14 protein-coding genes are annotated in these 16,115 nt (G+C 67.1%); 12 read left to right on the top strand and 2 right to left on the bottom strand.

What is annotated here, in order from left to right:
- The first annotated feature begins 7 nt into the window (after positions 1-7).
- The 4 genes from ACEN9N_RS12410 to ACEN9N_RS12395 all read left to right on the top strand — a co-directional run bounded on the left by ACEN9N_RS12410 (position 8) and on the right by ACEN9N_RS12395 (position 5,186).
- A complete protein-coding gene (locus tag ACEN9N_RS12410; protein WP_495656163.1) occupies positions 8-1,720 on the top strand; it encodes a type I secretion system permease/ATPase in 1,713 nt (570 codons plus the stop codon).
- A gap of 61 nt (positions 1,721-1,781) precedes the next feature.
- Positions 1,782-3,119 carry an HlyD family type I secretion periplasmic adaptor subunit gene (locus ACEN9N_RS12405; protein WP_495656162.1) on the top strand — a complete coding sequence of 446 codons (1,338 nt, stop codon included), beginning with the start codon at positions 1,782-1,784 and terminating at the stop codon, positions 3,117-3,119.
- A 129-nt stretch (positions 3,120-3,248) separates the two neighbouring features.
- A complete protein-coding gene (dusA, locus tag ACEN9N_RS12400; RefSeq protein WP_495656161.1) occupies positions 3,249-4,238 on the top strand; it encodes a tRNA dihydrouridine(20/20a) synthase DusA in 990 nt (329 codons plus the stop codon).
- A 162-nt stretch (positions 4,239-4,400) separates the two neighbouring features.
- A complete protein-coding gene (locus tag ACEN9N_RS12395) occupies positions 4,401-5,186 on the top strand; it encodes an IclR family transcriptional regulator (RefSeq protein WP_495656160.1) in 786 nt (261 codons plus the stop codon).
- 103 nt (positions 5,187-5,289) lie between these two features.
- On the opposite strand, the gene ACEN9N_RS12390 is transcribed toward ACEN9N_RS12395, so the two are convergent.
- Complete coding sequence (locus ACEN9N_RS12390; RefSeq protein ID WP_413314644.1) at positions 5,290-5,925, bottom strand: GntR family transcriptional regulator; 636 nt, start codon at positions 5,923-5,925, stop codon at positions 5,290-5,292.
- 128 nt (positions 5,926-6,053) lie between these two features.
- Between ACEN9N_RS12390 and scpA the strand changes: the two genes are divergently transcribed.
- The 8 genes from scpA (at position 6,054) to ACEN9N_RS12350 (ending at position 15,607) form a co-directional block, all read left to right on the top strand.
- A complete protein-coding gene (scpA, locus tag ACEN9N_RS12385) occupies positions 6,054-8,216 on the top strand; it encodes a methylmalonyl-CoA mutase (RefSeq protein ID WP_495656159.1) in 2,163 nt (720 codons plus the stop codon).
- Between the two features lie 10 nt (positions 8,217-8,226).
- Complete coding sequence (locus tag ACEN9N_RS12380; protein WP_413314647.1) at positions 8,227-8,700, top strand: GNAT family N-acetyltransferase; 474 nt, start codon at positions 8,227-8,229, stop codon at positions 8,698-8,700.
- Between the two features lie 44 nt (positions 8,701-8,744).
- A complete protein-coding gene (gene meaB / locus ACEN9N_RS12375; protein ID WP_495656376.1) occupies positions 8,745-9,743 on the top strand; it encodes a methylmalonyl Co-A mutase-associated GTPase MeaB in 999 nt (332 codons plus the stop codon).
- Positions 9,744-9,789: 46 nt separating this feature from the next.
- Positions 9,790-11,334: an acyl-CoA carboxylase subunit beta gene (locus ACEN9N_RS12370; protein WP_007828159.1), complete on the top strand. Its 1,545-nt coding sequence runs from the start codon at positions 9,790-9,792 to the stop codon at positions 11,332-11,334.
- Between the two features lie 128 nt (positions 11,335-11,462).
- Positions 11,463-12,026 (top strand): hypothetical protein, encoded by a 564-nt coding sequence (locus ACEN9N_RS12365; protein WP_495656158.1) that lies wholly within the window; start codon positions 11,463-11,465, stop codon positions 12,024-12,026.
- A gap of 19 nt (positions 12,027-12,045) precedes the next feature.
- A complete protein-coding gene (gene accC, locus ACEN9N_RS12360; protein WP_413314651.1) occupies positions 12,046-14,094 on the top strand; it encodes an acetyl-CoA carboxylase biotin carboxylase subunit in 2,049 nt (682 codons plus the stop codon).
- Positions 14,094-15,122, top strand: coding sequence for a biotin synthase BioB (bioB, locus tag ACEN9N_RS12355; RefSeq protein ID WP_495656157.1), 1,029 nt, complete (start codon positions 14,094-14,096; stop codon positions 15,120-15,122). The genes accC and bioB overlap by 1 nt, the downstream gene beginning before the upstream one ends.
- Positions 15,119-15,607 (top strand): VOC family protein, encoded by a 489-nt coding sequence (locus ACEN9N_RS12350; RefSeq protein WP_495656156.1) that lies wholly within the window; start codon positions 15,119-15,121, stop codon positions 15,605-15,607. Before bioB ends, ACEN9N_RS12350 begins: the two co-directional genes overlap by 4 nt.
- On the opposite strand, the gene ACEN9N_RS12345 is transcribed toward ACEN9N_RS12350, so the two are convergent.
- Complete coding sequence (locus ACEN9N_RS12345; RefSeq protein ID WP_007828166.1) at positions 15,597-16,094, bottom strand: Lrp/AsnC family transcriptional regulator; 498 nt, start codon at positions 16,092-16,094, stop codon at positions 15,597-15,599. The two genes, ACEN9N_RS12350 and ACEN9N_RS12345, sit on opposite strands and share 11 nt — an antisense overlap.
- Positions 16,095-16,115 lie beyond the last annotated feature (21 nt).

Genomic DNA, 16,115 nt, shown 5'->3' with positions numbered 1-16,115 from the left:
AATCGACATGAAGCCTCTTCTCCAGCTTCTCGAGCGGCCGCTTCTTTTCGTTGCGGGCTTCTCGTTCTTCGTGAACCTGCTGCTGCTCGCCCCCGCGCTTTTCATGCTGCAGGTTTTCGACCGCGTGCTGACGAGCCAGAGCCGGGAGACGCTGCTGGTGCTGCTGATCGGCGTCGCCGTGGCGCTCGGCCTGATGCTGATGCTGGACTACCTGCGCAGCCGGCTGCAGGGCGTCGCGGGCAATCTGATCGCCGATCAGCTGTCTCCGGTGGTGGTCAAGGTCATGCTGGCCCACACGGCGCGGCGCGCCGAGCGCGTGCCTTCCGAAGGCTTGCGCGACGTCGCGGCGCTGCGCAGCCTGTTTTCCGCCCAGGGCCTGCTGGCCCTGTTCGATGTGCCATGGACATTCGTCTATGTCGCGGTCATCTGGATGGCGCATCCGATGCTGGGCATGGCCGCCGCCGCCGCGTCGGTGCTGATGCTCATCCTTGCCGTGGTGAACGACCGCATCACGCGCCGCGACATCGAAGCCCTGCAGAAGGACGCCGCCAGGGCCACGCGCTACCTCGAATCCTCGATGCAGAACGCGGAGCTGGCGCAATCGCTCGGAATGGGGGAGGCGGTGATCGGGCGCTGGCGGGATCTCAACGCCGGCGTCGCCGCGCGGCAGGGGCCGACCGCGCGCAAGTCGGTGGCGATGGCTGCGCTCACGCGCACCACGCGCCAGGCGGTGCAGGTCCTGTTGCAGGCACTGGGTGCCTACCTCGTCATCACGGGCGAGGGCACGCCGGGCATCCTGGTGGCCTGCACCATCCTGCTCGGCCGGGCGCTGGCGCCGGTCGAACAGGTGGTGGGGAGTTGGCGCGTGCTGGCCGAGGGGCGCCTCGCCTTCGCGCGCCTGTCCGAGGTGCTGGGTGCCGCCGAGCGGCAGCCGCAACGCATGGCGCTGCCGGCGCCGAGTGGCCGCCTGTACGCGGAGGGCCTCGTGTTCCGGCCTCCGCAGGGCGAGCGGATGATCCTCGCGGGCGTGTCGCTGAGCCTGGAGCCCGGCGAGTCGCTGGCCATCACCGGCCCCAGCGGTGCCGGCAAGTCGACCCTGGTGCGCCTGTTGACCGGCCTGTGGCGACCGCATGCAGGTGTCGTACGGCTGGACGAGGTCGACCTCGCGCAATGGCCGCGCGAAGAACTCGGCCCCTGGCTCGGCTATGTGCCGCAGGATGTCGAGCTTTTCGCCGGCACCGTTGCCGACAACATCGCGCGGCTGGGCGAGGTCGATGCGGACAAGGTCGTGCAGGCGGCACAGCGTGCCGGCGTGCATGCGCTGATCCTGGCGTTGCCCGAGGGCTACGACACCGTCGTCGACAACATGGGCGTGATGCTGTCGCCGGGCCAGCGCCAGCGCATCGCGCTGGCGCGCGCGCTCTATGGCAACCCGAAGCTGCTGGTGCTGGACGAGCCCAACTCCAACCTGGACGGGGCGGGCGAACTGGCGCTGGGCGAGGCCTTGAAGGCGCTGCGCGGGCAGGTCACGGTGGTCGTGGTCACGCACCGCAGCGCGCTGGTGCAGCATATGGACAAGCTCCTGGTGTTGGAGGCCGGCCGCGTCAAGCAGTACGGACCGGCGGCGGAGGTGATGCAGACGATCAGGCGTTCGGGCCAGAACACGGGCAGCGCCCAGGTGGTGATGATGCCGTCGCGCCCTGCGGAGAAGGTGTCATGAGCGCCGCGCCGGGCCGCCCCAAGCAAGCTCGCACCGCAGTGCGCAGCACGGAGGTTGTCCGATGACTCACGCGGCGCATGCCATCGCGGCCAACGACCCTCTCGCGCTGCATATGCGCGAAGCGCGCCGCCTGATGCACTGGGGCCTGGCCGTGCTGGTCTGCGGATTTCTGCCGGCCGCCGCGTGGCTGGGCTTCGCGCCGCTGTCGTCCGCCGTGGTGGCGCAGGCCTATGTGAAGGTGGACCTGAACCGGCGCCCGGTGCAGCATGCCGAAGGCGGCATCGTGCGCGAGGTCCTGGTGCGCGACGGCCAGCATGTGCGGCTGGGCGAGCCCCTGCTGGTGCTGGGCGACGTCTCGGTCGATGCCGACAGGAACCGGCTGGACCACCGCGTCAAGACCGAGCGCGCCAGCCTCGCGCGGCTCGATGCGGAGCAGACCATGGCGCGCGCGATCACCTTCGCTCCCGACGTGGTCGAGACCGCGGCGGCCGACCCACGCCTGGCAGCGCAACTGGACAAGGAGCGCGCGCTGTTCGAGGCGCGGCGCGATGCGCTGGTGGGGCAGGTGCGCCTGCTGCGTTCGCAGCGCGAGAAGGTGGCCGAGGAGATCGGCGCGCTGCGCGCTCAGATCATGCAGGCGAGCGAGTCGATGAAGTTCCAGAAGAACGATCTGGAGACCAACCGCAAGCTGCTCAAGGATGGCTTCATTTCGGCCACGCGCATCGCGCAGCTCGAAGGCACCGTGGCCGACTACGGCGTGAAGATCGAGGAGCGGCGCGCGGAGCTGGCGCGCGCTGAGCAGCGCACGGTCGATGCCGATCTGCGCATCCGCTCGCTCGAGAGCGACTACCGCCAGCAGGCGAGCGACCAGCTCAAGGTCACGGCGGCGCGACTGGCCGAGATCGAGCAGGAGCGGCGCAAGTCGGCCGATGCCTCGGCGCGCCAGGTGATCACGGCGCCGGCCAGCGGCGAGATCATCGATCTGAAGTATTCGACGCCCGGCGCGGTGATCCCGCCTCGCGAGACCATCGCCGACGTGGTGCCGGACGACACCCGCCTGGTGACCGATGCGCGCGTCCGCCCCGAGGACATCGGGCGGATTCAACGCGGGCAGCCGGCCGACATCCGGTTCACGGCATTCAAGTACCGCACCACGCAATTGGTGCACGGCAAGGTGATCTATGTGTCGGGCGACCGCCTGATCGACCATGCGACCGGCGCTCCCTACTACTCGGTACTGGTCGAGGCCGACCCGGCTTCTCTCGCGACGGCGGGAGACCTGAAGCTGCTCGCCGGCATGCCTGCCGAAATCTACCTGCGGGGAGAGGAGCACACCGCGCTCCAGTACATGGTGGAGCCGATCACCCAGGTGCTGCGCCGCGCCGCGCGCGAGCGTTGATGCGCCGCAGCCCTGCGTGCGGCGGCGCTGGCGCAGGGGGCAAAATGCGGGCATTCGCCGTGCGCGCCTTGCGCTTGAAAAATGTTCTGCTGCTTCGGCGGGACCTGAAGCGGCAAGTCATCGTTATCTATGGACACTGAACACACCTGGGCCGGCCGCTTGTCGGTTGCGCCGATGATGGATTGGACGGACCGCCATTGCCGGTACTTCCATCGCCTTCTGTCGCGCCACGCATTGCTCTACACCGAGATGGTGACGACCGGTGCGCTGGTGCATGGCGACGTGCCCCGGCACCTGCGCTTCCACGCCGAGGAACACCCGGTCGCACTGCAGCTGGGCGGCAGCGAGCCGGCGGACCTGGCGCACTGCGCGAAGCTCGGCGAAGAGTGGGGCTACGACGAGATCAACCTGAACTGCGGCTGCCCGAGCGAGCGCGTGCAGCGCGGCGCTTTCGGCGCCTGCCTGATGAACGAGCCGCAACTGGTGGCCGACTGCGTGAAGGCGATGGTCGATGTGGTGAGCGTGCCCGTCACGGTCAAGCACCGCATCGGCATCGACAAGATCGAGAGCTACGAATTCGTGCGCGACTTCGTGGGCCAGGTGAGCGAGGCTGGTTGCCAGACCTTCATCGTGCACGCGCGCAATGCGTGGCTGAAGGGACTGAGCCCGAAGCAGAACCGCGAGATTCCGCCGCTGCGCTACGAGCTGGTGCACCGGCTGAAGCACGAGTTTCCGTCGCTGCGGTTTTCCATCAACGGCGGTATCTCGGTCAGCGCACAGGTGCATGAACACCTGCGCCTGCTCGACGGCGTGATGGTCGGGCGCGAGGCGTATCACAACCCCTGGTGGCTGGCCGAGTGGGACGCAGAGTTCTACGGCGCAGAAGCGCAATCGCTGACGCGCGACGAGGTCGAGTCGCTGATGTGCGACTACATGGCGCGCGAGGCGGCCGAGCATGGCACGCAGTGGTGGTCGATCGCGCGGCACATGCTGGGCCTGCGCAACGGCTTGCCGGGCGCGCGGCGCTGGCGCCAGGTCTGGAGCGATCACCGGCTCAAGATGCTGCCTGCGCACGAGGTGATGGCGATGGCGCGCGAGCCGGCTGCGCAAGCCGCCTGAAGCCCCACACGCATCGCACGCTTTCCCCAAAAGCAGGCCCGCCGCGGCTTGCTGCCTTTTGTTGAAACATTGTTCCGAAATATCTACTTCGCGATAAGTGGCGCGTCAACCGTTTTTTGCTGAAAAATGAGGAGCATCAGGGACATAAAAAGGTTTGGATAAATGAATGACGCGGTTGGCGGCAAAGAAGAGGTAAGTGCGCTCGCCAGGGGCCTGGCTCTCCTCAGGGTCATCGGCATGGCATCGGCGCCCATAGGCAATCGCGAACTGGCTGACACCACGGGCATCCCCAAGGCCACGGTGTCGCGGCTCACCGCCACGCTGGTGAGTGCGGGGTATTTGCGACAGTCGCAGGACAGCGAGCGCTTCAGCCTCGGCCCGGCGCTACTCGACATGAGCAGCCGCTACCTGCGCCAATTCGACCTGCGCACGGTGGCGCGGCCGCACCTGGCGGCGCTGTCGGAATCGGCCGGCGTGAGCGTGCACATGGGCGTGCGCGACGAACTCGACATGCTCATCATCGATTCGGTGCGGCCGCGTTCCATGGTCATCAGCTCGCGTATCGAGGTGGGCACGCGCATGACCATCGCCACCTCGGCCGCCGGGCGCGCATACCTGGCGGCGTTGCCGGCGCAGGACCAGGCCGAACTGCTGGCGCAGATCCGAGCCGAGAGCGGGGAGAGCTGGAGCGCCATCGAGCCCAGCCTGATGGCCGGCCTCGACGAGTACGCCCGGCTGGGCTACTGCGGCTCTTTCGGCGAATGGAATCCGCACATCCACGCCATCGCCTTCGCACTGCAGGGCCCGCGCGGCGAACGCTACTCAGTGAGCTGTGCCGGCCCCGCATACCTGCTGCCCAAGGACACGATGGTGGTGCGCATCGCGCCGCTGCTGCTGGAGACGGCGCAGCGTCTCGCCGGGGAAGCAGGAACCTCGAGCCAGGAATGAGGGGCGCCCGGCCCTGATTGCTCAGCTTCAGCACGTAGCCCCGGCCGCAATCCAATGCGCCATGGAGGTGTTCCTCGCCGGCGCGGCGCCGCGCTGGCAGGTTTCAGTTCGCGGCTTCGAGGCCGTTCTGGAAGTGCTCCCGCATGCGGGCCATGGCGGCATCCGCGTCGCGCGCCTCGATGGCGGCCATCACCGAGCGGTGCTCCGCCAGCGACTCCGCAATGCGCCCCGCCTTCAACAGCGAGTTGTGCCGGTTGAGCTTCATCACCTTGCGCAGGTCGGCCACCATCTGGTCGCGCCACTTGTTGTTGGCGATGGCCAGCAGCTGCATGTGGAAGCGCTCGTTGATCGCGAAGAAATGCTCGCGGTTTCCGACCGCGGCTTCCAGCTCGGCATGCAGCGCCTTCAGCTCCGCACGCTGCGCGTCGGTGGCACGCTCGGCCACCACGCCGGCGGCATCGCTTTCCAGCAGTGAGAGCAGGTGGTAGACGTCGGCCAGGTCCTGCTCCGACACCTCGGTGACGTAGGCGCCGCGCCGCACCTTCATCGTGACCAGGCCCTCGGCCGCCAGCACTTTCAAGGCCTCGCGCAGCGGCGTGCGGCTGATGCCGTATTCCTCGGCCAGCTTGAGTTCGTCGATCCAGCTGCCGGGCTCCAGCTCGCGGCGGAAGATCCGCTGGCGCAGCAGCTCGGCCACCTCTTCGTAGAGGGCGCGGGGGGTGAGGGTAACGGCGGACATGGGCCGGACTGTACTGCAAAAATGGGGTTTGAATTAATAATTATGGATCGGTTAGACTCGCGGCCGGCTTGCAAATCCGTGCAGGCGAATTTGCGAATACCCTGAAAGACCCTGCGAACGGCCCCTTCATGAGCAGCACACCCGAACCCTCTTTCAAGCCCGCCGATCTCGAAGCCTGGGCCAAGGCCGCTGCCAAGTCAGCGCCGGGCGGCGACGTGAATGCGCTGAACTGGATCACGCCCGACGGCATCGCGGTGAAGCCGCTGTACACCGCGGCCGACCTGCAGGGCCTGAAGTACACCGACACGCTGCCCGGCTTCGAGCCCTACCTGCGCGGGCCGCAGGCCACCATGTACGCGGTGCGCCCCTGGACCATCCGCCAGTATGCGGGCTTCTCGACCGCCGAGGAATCCAACGCCTTCTATCGCAAGGCGCTGGCCGCCGGCGGGCAGGGCGTGAGCGTGGCCTTCGACCTGGCCACCCACCGCGGCTACGACAGCGACCACCCGCGCGTGACGGGCGACGTCGGCAAGGCCGGCGTGGCGATCGATTCGGTCGAGGACATGAAGATCCTGTTCGACCAGATCCCGCTGGACAAGGTCAGCGTGTCGATGACGATGAACGGCGCCGTGCTGCCGGTGCTCGCGGGCTACGTGGTCGCGGCCGAAGAGCAGGGCGTGGCGCAAGACCAGCTCAGCGGAACCATCCAGAACGACATCCTCAAGGAGTTCATGGTCCGCAACACGTACATCTTTCCGCCAGCGCCGAGCATGCGGATCATCGGCGACATCATCGAGTACACGGCGCAGAAGATGCCCAAGTTCAACTCGATCTCGATCAGCGGCTACCACATGCAGGAAGCCGGCGCCAACCAGGCGCTGGAACTGGCCTTCACGCTGGCCGACGGCAAGGAGTACGTGAAGACCGCGCTGGCCAAGGGCCTCGATGTGGACGGCTTTGCCGGTCGCCTGAGCTTCTTCTGGGCCATCGGCATGAACTTCTATCTTGAAGTCGCCAAGATGCGCGCAGCGCGCCTGCTGTGGTGCCGCATCATGAAGGAGTTCAACCCGAAGAACCCCAAGAGCCTGATGCTGCGCACGCACTGCCAGACCTCGGGCTGGAGCCTCACCGAGCAGGACCCGTACAACAACGTGGTGCGCACCACCATCGAGGCGATGGCCGCGGTGTTCGGCGGCACGCAGTCGCTGCACACCAATGCGCTCGACGAAGCCATCGCGCTGCCCACCGAGTTCAGCGCCCGCATCGCGCGCAACACGCAGCTCATCATCCAGGAAGAGACGCACATCACGAACGTGATCGACCCCTGGGCCGGCAGCTACATGATGGAGAAGCTCACGCAGGACATGGCCGATGCGGCCTGGGCCATCATCGAAGAGGTCGAGGCGATGGGCGGCATGACCAAGGCGGTGGACAGCGGCTGGGCCAAGCTCAAAATCGAGGCGGCCGCGGCCGAGAAGCAGGCGCGCATCGACTCGGGCAAGGACGTGATCGTGGGCGTCAACAAGTACAAGCTCAAGACCGAGGATGCGATCGACAGCCTCTCCATCGACAACGTGATGGTGCGCGAGCAGCAGGTCGCGCGGCTGCAGAAGATCCGCGCCTCGCGCGACGGCGCCAAGGTGCAGGCCGCGCTCGACGCGCTGACCGAAGCCGCGGAGAACGGCACCGGCAACCTGCTCGCACTCAGCATCGATGCGGTGCGCCTGCGCGCCACGGTGGGCGAGATTTCGGATGCGCTCGAAAAATCATTCGGCCGCCATCGGGCCGACACGCAAAAGGTGACCGGTGTGTACGCAGCTGCCTACGACTCGGCCGAAGGCTGGGAAGCCCTCAAGACCGAAATCAACGCCTTCGCCGAGGAACAGGGCCGACGCCCGCGCGTGATGATCTCCAAGCTTGGGCAGGACGGGCACGACCGCGGCGCCAAGGTGGTGGCCACTGCATTTGCCGACCTGGGCTTCGACGTCGACATGGGGCCGCTGTTCCAGACCCCCGAGGAATGCGCGCGCCAAGCCATCGAGAACGACGTGCATGCCGTCGGTGTGAGCACGCTCGCGGCCGGCCACAAGACGCTGGTGCCCGCCATCATCAACGAACTGAAGAAGCAGGGCGCGGACGACATCATCGTGTTCGTCGGCGGCGTGATTCCGCGGCAGGACTACGACTTTCTCTACGAAGCCGGCGTCAAGGGCATCTACGGTCCGGGCACGCCCATTCCGGCCAGCGCCAAGGACGTGCTGGAACAGATCCGCGCGGCGGTCTCGGCCTGAGAAGCAGAGCGTGGGCGATCTCTTGTCGCGGCTGTCGCTGCAGCCGGTGGAATCCAGCGATTTCGAGGCCATGCTGGCCCTGCGCGTCGATGCGATGCGCCCCAGCCTGGAGCGCGTGGGGCGCTTCGATCCCGCGCGCTCGCGCGAACGGCTGCAGGCCGGTTTCGTCGTGCCCTTCATGCATCACATCGTGCTCGACGGCGAGCTGCGCGTCGGCTTCGTCACGCTCAAGCCCGAGGGCACCGACGCCCTTCGGCTCGACCACCTTTACCTGCGCACGGGCTTCCAGGGCCTGGGCATCGGCGAATGGGTGCTCGAGTGGGCCAAGGCGCAGGCGCGCCAGCAGCAACTGGACATCAAGCTCACCGCGCTCGTACAGAGCGACGCCAACCGCTTCTACCTGCGCCATGGCTTCGTGCTCGAAGGCGAGGAGGGCGTCGACCTGCACTACCGCTGGCGCGTGTCTCCGGAGGACGCGTGCTGAACACCGTGCAGGCGCTGGAAGGCGCGGTCGTCGATACGTCGGGCATGTCGCAGCGCCGCGCGATCGCCAAGGCGATCACGCTGCTCGAATCGACCCGCGACGACCACCGCGCGCAAGCCGATGAACTGCTCACCGCGCTGTTGCCGCGCACCGGGAATTCGTTTCGCCTCGGCATCTCGGGCGTGCCCGGCGTCGGCAAGTCGACCTTCATCGAGACGCTGGGCCTGCTGCTGATCGGCAAGGGGCATCGCGTGGCGGTGCTTACCATCGATCCTTCGTCCACCGTATCGGGCGGCTCCATCCTCGGTGACAAGACGCGCATGGAGCACCTCTCGGTGCACGAGCGCGCCTACATCCGGCCCAGCCCGTCGAGCGGCACGCTGGGTGGCGTGGCCGAGAAGACGCGCGAGGCGATGCTGGTGTGCGAGGCCGCGGGCTACGACATCGTGATCGTCGAGACCGTGGGCGTGGGCCAGAGCGAAACGGCGGTGGCCGGCATGACCGACATGTTCGTGCTGATGCAACTGCCCAACGCGGGCGACGACCTGCAGGCCATCAAGAAGGGCGTGATGGAGCTCGCCGACCTCGTCGTCATCAACAAGGCCGACATCGACAAGGACGCCGCGACGCGCGCGCAGGCGCAGATCACCTCGGCGCTGCGCCTTTTCGGCCACCAGGGCAACCCGGACCACGCGCATGCGGTGCATGACGCGCACAGCGGCGAGCAGGTGCGCTTTTGGCTGCCGAGGGTGCTGCAGCTCAGCGCATTGGCCGGGACCGGCGTCGATGCCTTCTGGGACGCCGTCACCCAATTCAGGCAACTGCAGACGGCCAACGGCAAGCTCGCCAGGCGCCGCGAGAAGCAGGCCACCGCGTGGATGTGGGAGCGCATCGACGCCGGGCTCAAGCACGCCTTCAGGCATCACCCGCAGGTGCGCGAGCTGCTACCCGAGCTCACGCAGCAGGTGGCGCAGGGCGCGCTGCCTGCATCGACGGCAGCGCGCCAGCTGCTTGCGGCGGCCGCCATCACCGCCAGGCCATGACCAAGACCACAAACGAAATTCAGGACCACAGCTTCGGAAGCACACCATGCAAGAACTGATCGAACAACTCGAAAAGCGCCGCGCCCAGGCGCGTCTCGGCGGCGGGCAGAAGCGCATCGACGCGCAGCACGCCAAGGGCAAACTCACGGCGCGCGAACGCATCGAGCTGCTGCTCGACGACGGCACCTTCGAGGAGTGGGACATGTTCGTCGAGCACCGCTCGGTGGACTTCGGCATGGCCGAGCAGAAGATCCCCGGCGACGGCGTGGTCACCGGCTACGGGATGATCAACGGCCGCCTCGTGTTCGTGTTCAGCCAGGACTTCACCGTCTTCGGCGGCGCGCTCAGCGAGGCCCATGCCGAGAAGATCTGCAAGGTGATGGACCAGGCCATGAAGGTCGGTGCACCAGTCATCGGTCTCAATGACTCGGGCGGCGCGCGCATCCAGGAGGGCGTGGCCTCGCTCGGCGGCTATGCCGACGTGTTCCAGCGCAACGTGATGGCCTCGGGCGTGGTGCCGCAGATCAGCATGATCATGGGCCCCTGCGCGGGCGGCGCGGTGTATTCGCCGGCCATGACAGACTTCATTTTCATGGTGAAGGACTCGAGCTACATGTTCGTCACCGGCCCTGAGGTGGTGAAGACCGTGACACATGAAAGCGTCACTGCCGAAGAGCTCGGCGGCGCCGTCACCCACACCACGCGCAGCGGCGTGGCCGACATGGCGTTCGAGAACGACGTCGAGGCGCTGATGATGCTGCGCCGCCTGTACAACTACCTGCCGCTCAACAACCGCGAGAAGCCGCCGGTGCGCCTGGGCAACAACGGCCAGGGCGACCCGGCCGACCGGCCCGACTATTCGCTCGACACGCTGGTGCCCGACAACCCGAACAAGCCCTACGACATCAAGGAGCTGATCCTCAAGGTGGTGGACGACGGCGATTTCTTCGAGCTGCAGCCCGACTATGCGAAGAACATCGTGATCGGCTTTGCCCGCATGGAAGGCCAGACCATCGGCATCGTGGCCAACCAGCCGCTGGTGCTGGCGGGCTGCCTCGACATCAAGTCGAGCATCAAGGCCGCGCGCTTCGTGCGCTTCTGCGACGCCTTCAACATTCCCGTGGTTACCTTCGTCGACGTGCCCGGCTTCATGCCCGGCACGGGCCAGGAGTACGGCGGCATCATCAAGCACGGCGCCAAGCTGCTCTACGCCTACGCGGAGTGCACGGTGCCGAAGATCACCGTCATCACGCGCAAGGCCTACGGCGGCGCCTACGACGTGATGGCCTCCAAGCATCTGCGCGGCGACGTCAACCTCGCCTGGCCGCGCGCCGAGATCGCGGTGATGGGCGCCAAGGGCGCGGTGGAAATCATCTTCCGCGAGGACAAGAACGACCCCGAGAAGCTGGCCGCCCGCGAGGCCGAGTACAAGGCGCGCTTCGCCAACCCGTACGTGGCGGGCGCGCGCGGCTACATCGACGACGTGATCCTGCCGCACGAAACGCGCAAGCGCATCTGCCGCTCGCTCGTGATGCTGCGCGAGAAGAAGCTCGAGAACCCGTGGCGCAAGCACGGCAACATTCCGCTCTGAGCCGTATGCGCAGCCACTACCCCCAGTTCCGCGAGGGTGCGGAACCTGGACTGGTGCCCAAGCTGGGCGGTCTGCCCTGGGGACTGCCAGGTCGTTTGTGGCCGGTCTGCCGCGAATGCAATCGCGCCATGAGCCACCTCGCGCAGCTGCCCGCGGATGGCGACGCGCTGCCACTCGCAGATGGCGAGGTGCTGTTCCTGTTCAAGTGCGAGTGGGACAGCATCTGCAGCTTCTGGGAGCCCGACGGAGGCGCGAACGCCGCATTCGTCGTGCAGCGCGCCGAGCTGGGGACCGGGCCCACTGCGCCGCCTTCGGATCCTGCCGAAGGACCGCCCGCCTTGCTGCGCGAAATCGCCATCACGGGATGGCGTGCCGACGACGATGGCGCGCCTTCGGAACTCGAAGAGGCCTTCTACGACTACCAGGCCCATTCCGAACTGCCGGAGGAGGTCGCGCACCCCCACGACTGGGCGAGCGCGTGGCGTACCAAGAGCGGCGGCGTGCCGTACTGGACGGCCAACGGCGCGCAGCAGATGCCCGCCGGGCGCCTGTTCCTGCAGATCGACAACTGGGTCGATCTTGCCGACGGCAGCAACGCCGAAGTGGCGAACTTCTGCTCCGACGGTACGGCCTACGTGTTCGTCGACCGCGCGCAAGCGCCGCCGGTGTATTCGATGTTTATCAACCGCTGAGACCCCGCGGAGACCCTAGATGTTCAAGAAAATACTCATTGCCAACCGCGGGGAAATCGCCTGCCGCGTGATCCAGACCGCGAAGAAGATGGGCATCCTCACCGTCGCCGTCTACTCCGACGCCGACAAGGAAGCCCGCCACGTCGAGCTGGCCGACGAGGCCGTGCACATCGGTGCCGCGCCCAGCCGCGAGAGCTACCTGCAGGCCGACCGCATCATCGCGGCCTGCAAGAAGACCGGCGCCGAGGCCGTGCATCCGGGCTACGGCTTCCTCTCGGAGAACGAAGCTTTCGCGCGCAAGGTCGAGGAGGAGGGCATCGCCTTCATCGGGCCGAAGCACTATTCGATCGCCGCCATGGGCGACAAGATCGCCTCCAAGAAGCTCGCGAACGAGGCCAAGGTCAACACCATTCCGGGCTGGAACGACGCCATCGAGACGGCCGAGCGCGCGGTCGAGATCGCGAAGGACATCGGCTATCCGGTGATGATCAAGGCCTCGGCCGGCGGAGGCGGCAAGGGCCTGCGCGTGGCCTTCAACGACAACGAGGCCTTCGAGGGCTTCACCTCCTGCCGCAACGAGGCGCGCAACAGCTTCGGCGACGACCGCGTGTTCATCGAGAAGTTCGTCGAGGAGCCGCGCCACATCGAGATCCAGGTGCTGGGCGATTCGCACGGCAACGTGATCTACCTGAACGAGCGCGAATGCTCGATCCAGCGCCGGCATCAGAAGGTGATCGAGGAAGCGCCTTCCCCCTTCATCAGCGATGCCACGCGCCGCGCGATGGGCGAGCAGGCGGTGCAACTGGCCAAGGCCGTGAAGTACCAGAGCGCGGGCACGGTGGAGTTCGTGGTCGGCAAGGACCAGAGCTTCTACTTCCTGGAAATGAACACGCGGCTGCAGGTGGAGCACCCGGTCACGGAGTGCATCACCGGCCTCGACCTGGTGGAGCTGATGATCCGCGTGGCGGCCGGTGAGCAGCTGCCGCTCACGCAGGAGCAGGTGAAGCGCAACGGCTGGGCCATCGAATGCCGCATCAACGCCGAGGACCCGTTCCGCAGCTTCCTGCCTTCGACCGGCCGCCTTGTGAAGTTCCAGCCGCCGGCCGAGACCATGTTCGCAAGCGACACCGAGCACCTGAACGGCGTGCGCGTGGACACCGGCGTGTACGACGGCGGCGAGATCCCGATGTACTACGACTCGATGATCGCCAAGCTCATCGTGCACGGCAAGGACCGTCAGCATGCGATTGCCCGCATGCGCGAGGCGCTCAACGGCTTCGTGATCCGCGGCATCAGCAGCAACATCCCGTTCCAGGCGGCGCTGCTGGCGCATCCGAAGTTCGTGGCGGGTGACTTCAACACGGGCTTCATCGCCGAGCACTACGGCAAGGGCTTCCATGCGGAAGACGTGCCGCACACCGATCCGTCGTTCCTGGTTGCGCTCGCGGCCTACGTGCACCGCCGCTACCGCGCGCGCGCATCGGGCATCAGCGGGCAGCTCGAAGGTCACGGCGTGAAGGTGGGGGAGCAGTTCGTCGTGGTGGAGATGGGGCCGGAAGGCAAGCATGTGCACCACCCGGTGTCGGTCACCGATTTCCACGGCAAGACTGGCGCGAGCGCGGTCGCCGTCGGCGGCAAGAACTACAAGATCGACAGCGGCTTTGCGCTCGGCGCCATCCGCGTGCAGGGCACGGTCAACGACCGGCCCTTCACCGCGCAGGTCGAGCGCGGGGCGGGCAAGAACCCGCTGGCGCTGCGCGTGTCGCACGACGGCACGCAGATCGAGGCGATGGTGCTGTCGCCGCTGGGCGCGCGGCTGCTCGAACTCATGCCCTACAAGGCGCCGCCGGACCTGAGCAAGTTCCTGATGTCGCCGATGCCGGGCCTGCTGGTCGAGGTGTCGGTGCAGCCGGGGCAGCAGGTGCGGGCCGGCGAGAAGCTGGCCGTGATCGAGGCCATGAAGATGGAAAACGTGCTGTTCGCTTCGCAGGACGGCGTGGTGGGCAAGATTTCGGCGGAAAAGGGCGAGTCGCTCGCCGTCGATCAGATCATTCTGGAGTTCAACTGATGGGTGCCAACGACCTGCAACAAACGATCACGCTGCACCGGCCTGCGAAGGCCGCGGCGCCGCAAGGGCCATGGACGGTCGAAGCGATACAGGCGCTGCTCGACAAGCCGCTGATGGACCTGCTGTTCGAGGCGCAGACCGTGCATCGCCAGCACTTCCCGGAAGGCGACATCGAACTGGCGACGCTGCTCTCGGTCAAGACCGGCGGTTGCCCCGAGAACTGCGGCTACTGCCCGCAGTCGGCCGAGTTCGACACCGGCGTGAAGGCGCAGAAGCTCATGGAAGTCGACGAGGTGGTGCGCGCCGCGCAGGCCGCCAAGGACGCCGGCGCCACGCGCTTCTGCATGGGCGCCGCATGGCGGGCGCCGAAAGACCGCGACGTCGAGAAGGTGGCGGTGCTGGTCGAGGCCGTGAAGGGGCTGGGCCTGCAGACCTGCGCCACGCTCGGCATGCTGGAGCCGCACCACGCGCACCAGCTCAAGGCCGCGGGCCTGGACTACTACAACCACAACCTCGACACCGCGCCCGAGTACTACACCGACGTGGTCGACACGCGCACCTACCAGGACCGGCTCGACACCCTGGCCCATGTGCGCAGCGCCGGCATCAGCGTGTGCTGCGGCGGCATCGTCGGCATGGGCGAGGCGCCGGTGCACCGCGCGGGGCTGATCGCGCAGCTGGCCAACCTGAGTCCGTACCCCGAGTCGGTGCCGATCAACAGCCTGGTGCGCGTGCCCGGCACGCCGCTGGCCGATTCGGAGCCGGTCGATCCGTTCGACTTCGTGCGCATGATCGCAGTGGCCCGCATCACCATGCCGACCGCGCGCGTGCGGCTCTCGGCCGGGCGCCAGCAGATGGGCGATGCGGTGCAGGCGCTGTGCTTCATGGCCGGCGCGAATTCGATCTTCTACGGCGACAAGCTGCTGGTTACCGGCAACCCCGACGTCGAGGCCGACACGGTGCTGCTGCGCAAGCTCGGGCTCAATGCGCGGCAGGTGCAGGAGCAGCCGGAAGGCTGCGCGGCATGAGCACCAACGCACGACCCTTCAAGGTGCTGGGCATCCAGCAGATCGCCATCGGCGGCACGGACAAGCTGCGGCTGCGGAAGCTCTGGGTCGACATGCTGGGGCTCGAAGTCACGGGCACCTTCAAGAGCGAGCGCGAGAATGTCGACGAAGACATCTGCGCGATGGGCGCGGGGCCGTTCAAGGTCGAGGTCGACCTCATGCAGCCGTTGGACCCCGAGAAGAAGCCCGCCGTGCACACCACGCCGCTCAACCACGTGGGCCTGTGGATCGACGACCTGCCCAGGGCCGTCGAGTGGCTCACGGCGCAGGGCGTTCGCTTTGCGCCCGGCGGCATCCGCAAGGGCGCGGCCGGCTTCGACATCTGCTTCCTGCATCCGAAGGCGAGCGACGAGTTTCCGATCGCGGGCGAGGGCGTGCTGATCGAGATGGTGCAGGCGCCGCCCGAGGTGGTGGCGGCCTTCAGCGCGCTGGCCGCTACGCGTTGAGTACTTTCTTGATCGGCGGCCTGACGTCCGAACGCTGAGGCGGCAGCATCGGCTGGTGCTCGCGCGCCGGGTTCAGGATGATCGAGGTCGCCGTCTCGGTGAGGATGCAGAACTTGGTGACCACCGCATCGAGGTGGCTCACGTCGATCACCGCAATCTCGAGGATCCAGCTGTCGTCGCCGGTCACGTTGTAGGCATTGACGCATTCGGGCGTCTGCTGCACCAGTTCCACCACGCGCGCGTAGTCGGCGCGGCCCACACGGATGATCGCGCGGATGCCGTAGCCGAGCTTGCCGAGGTTCACCGTCGCGCGGTAGCCGCTGATGACGCCTGCCGCTTCGAGCTTCTTCACGCGCTCGGTCACGGCGGGCTGGCTCAGGTGCACGCGGCGGCCCAGTTCTGCCATGGTCAGGCGCGCGTCGTTCTGCAGTTCGGCGAGGATGCGGGTGTCGTGGGCGTCCAGCGCGGGGTTCAAGGAAAAGTCCATGCAACTCCTTTAAATCGACGG

It is taken from the genome of Variovorax sp. Varisp46, assembly GCF_059491885.1.
Note: the sequence above shows the minus strand (reverse complement) of the source record. Positions and strands in the feature narration are given on the sequence as shown.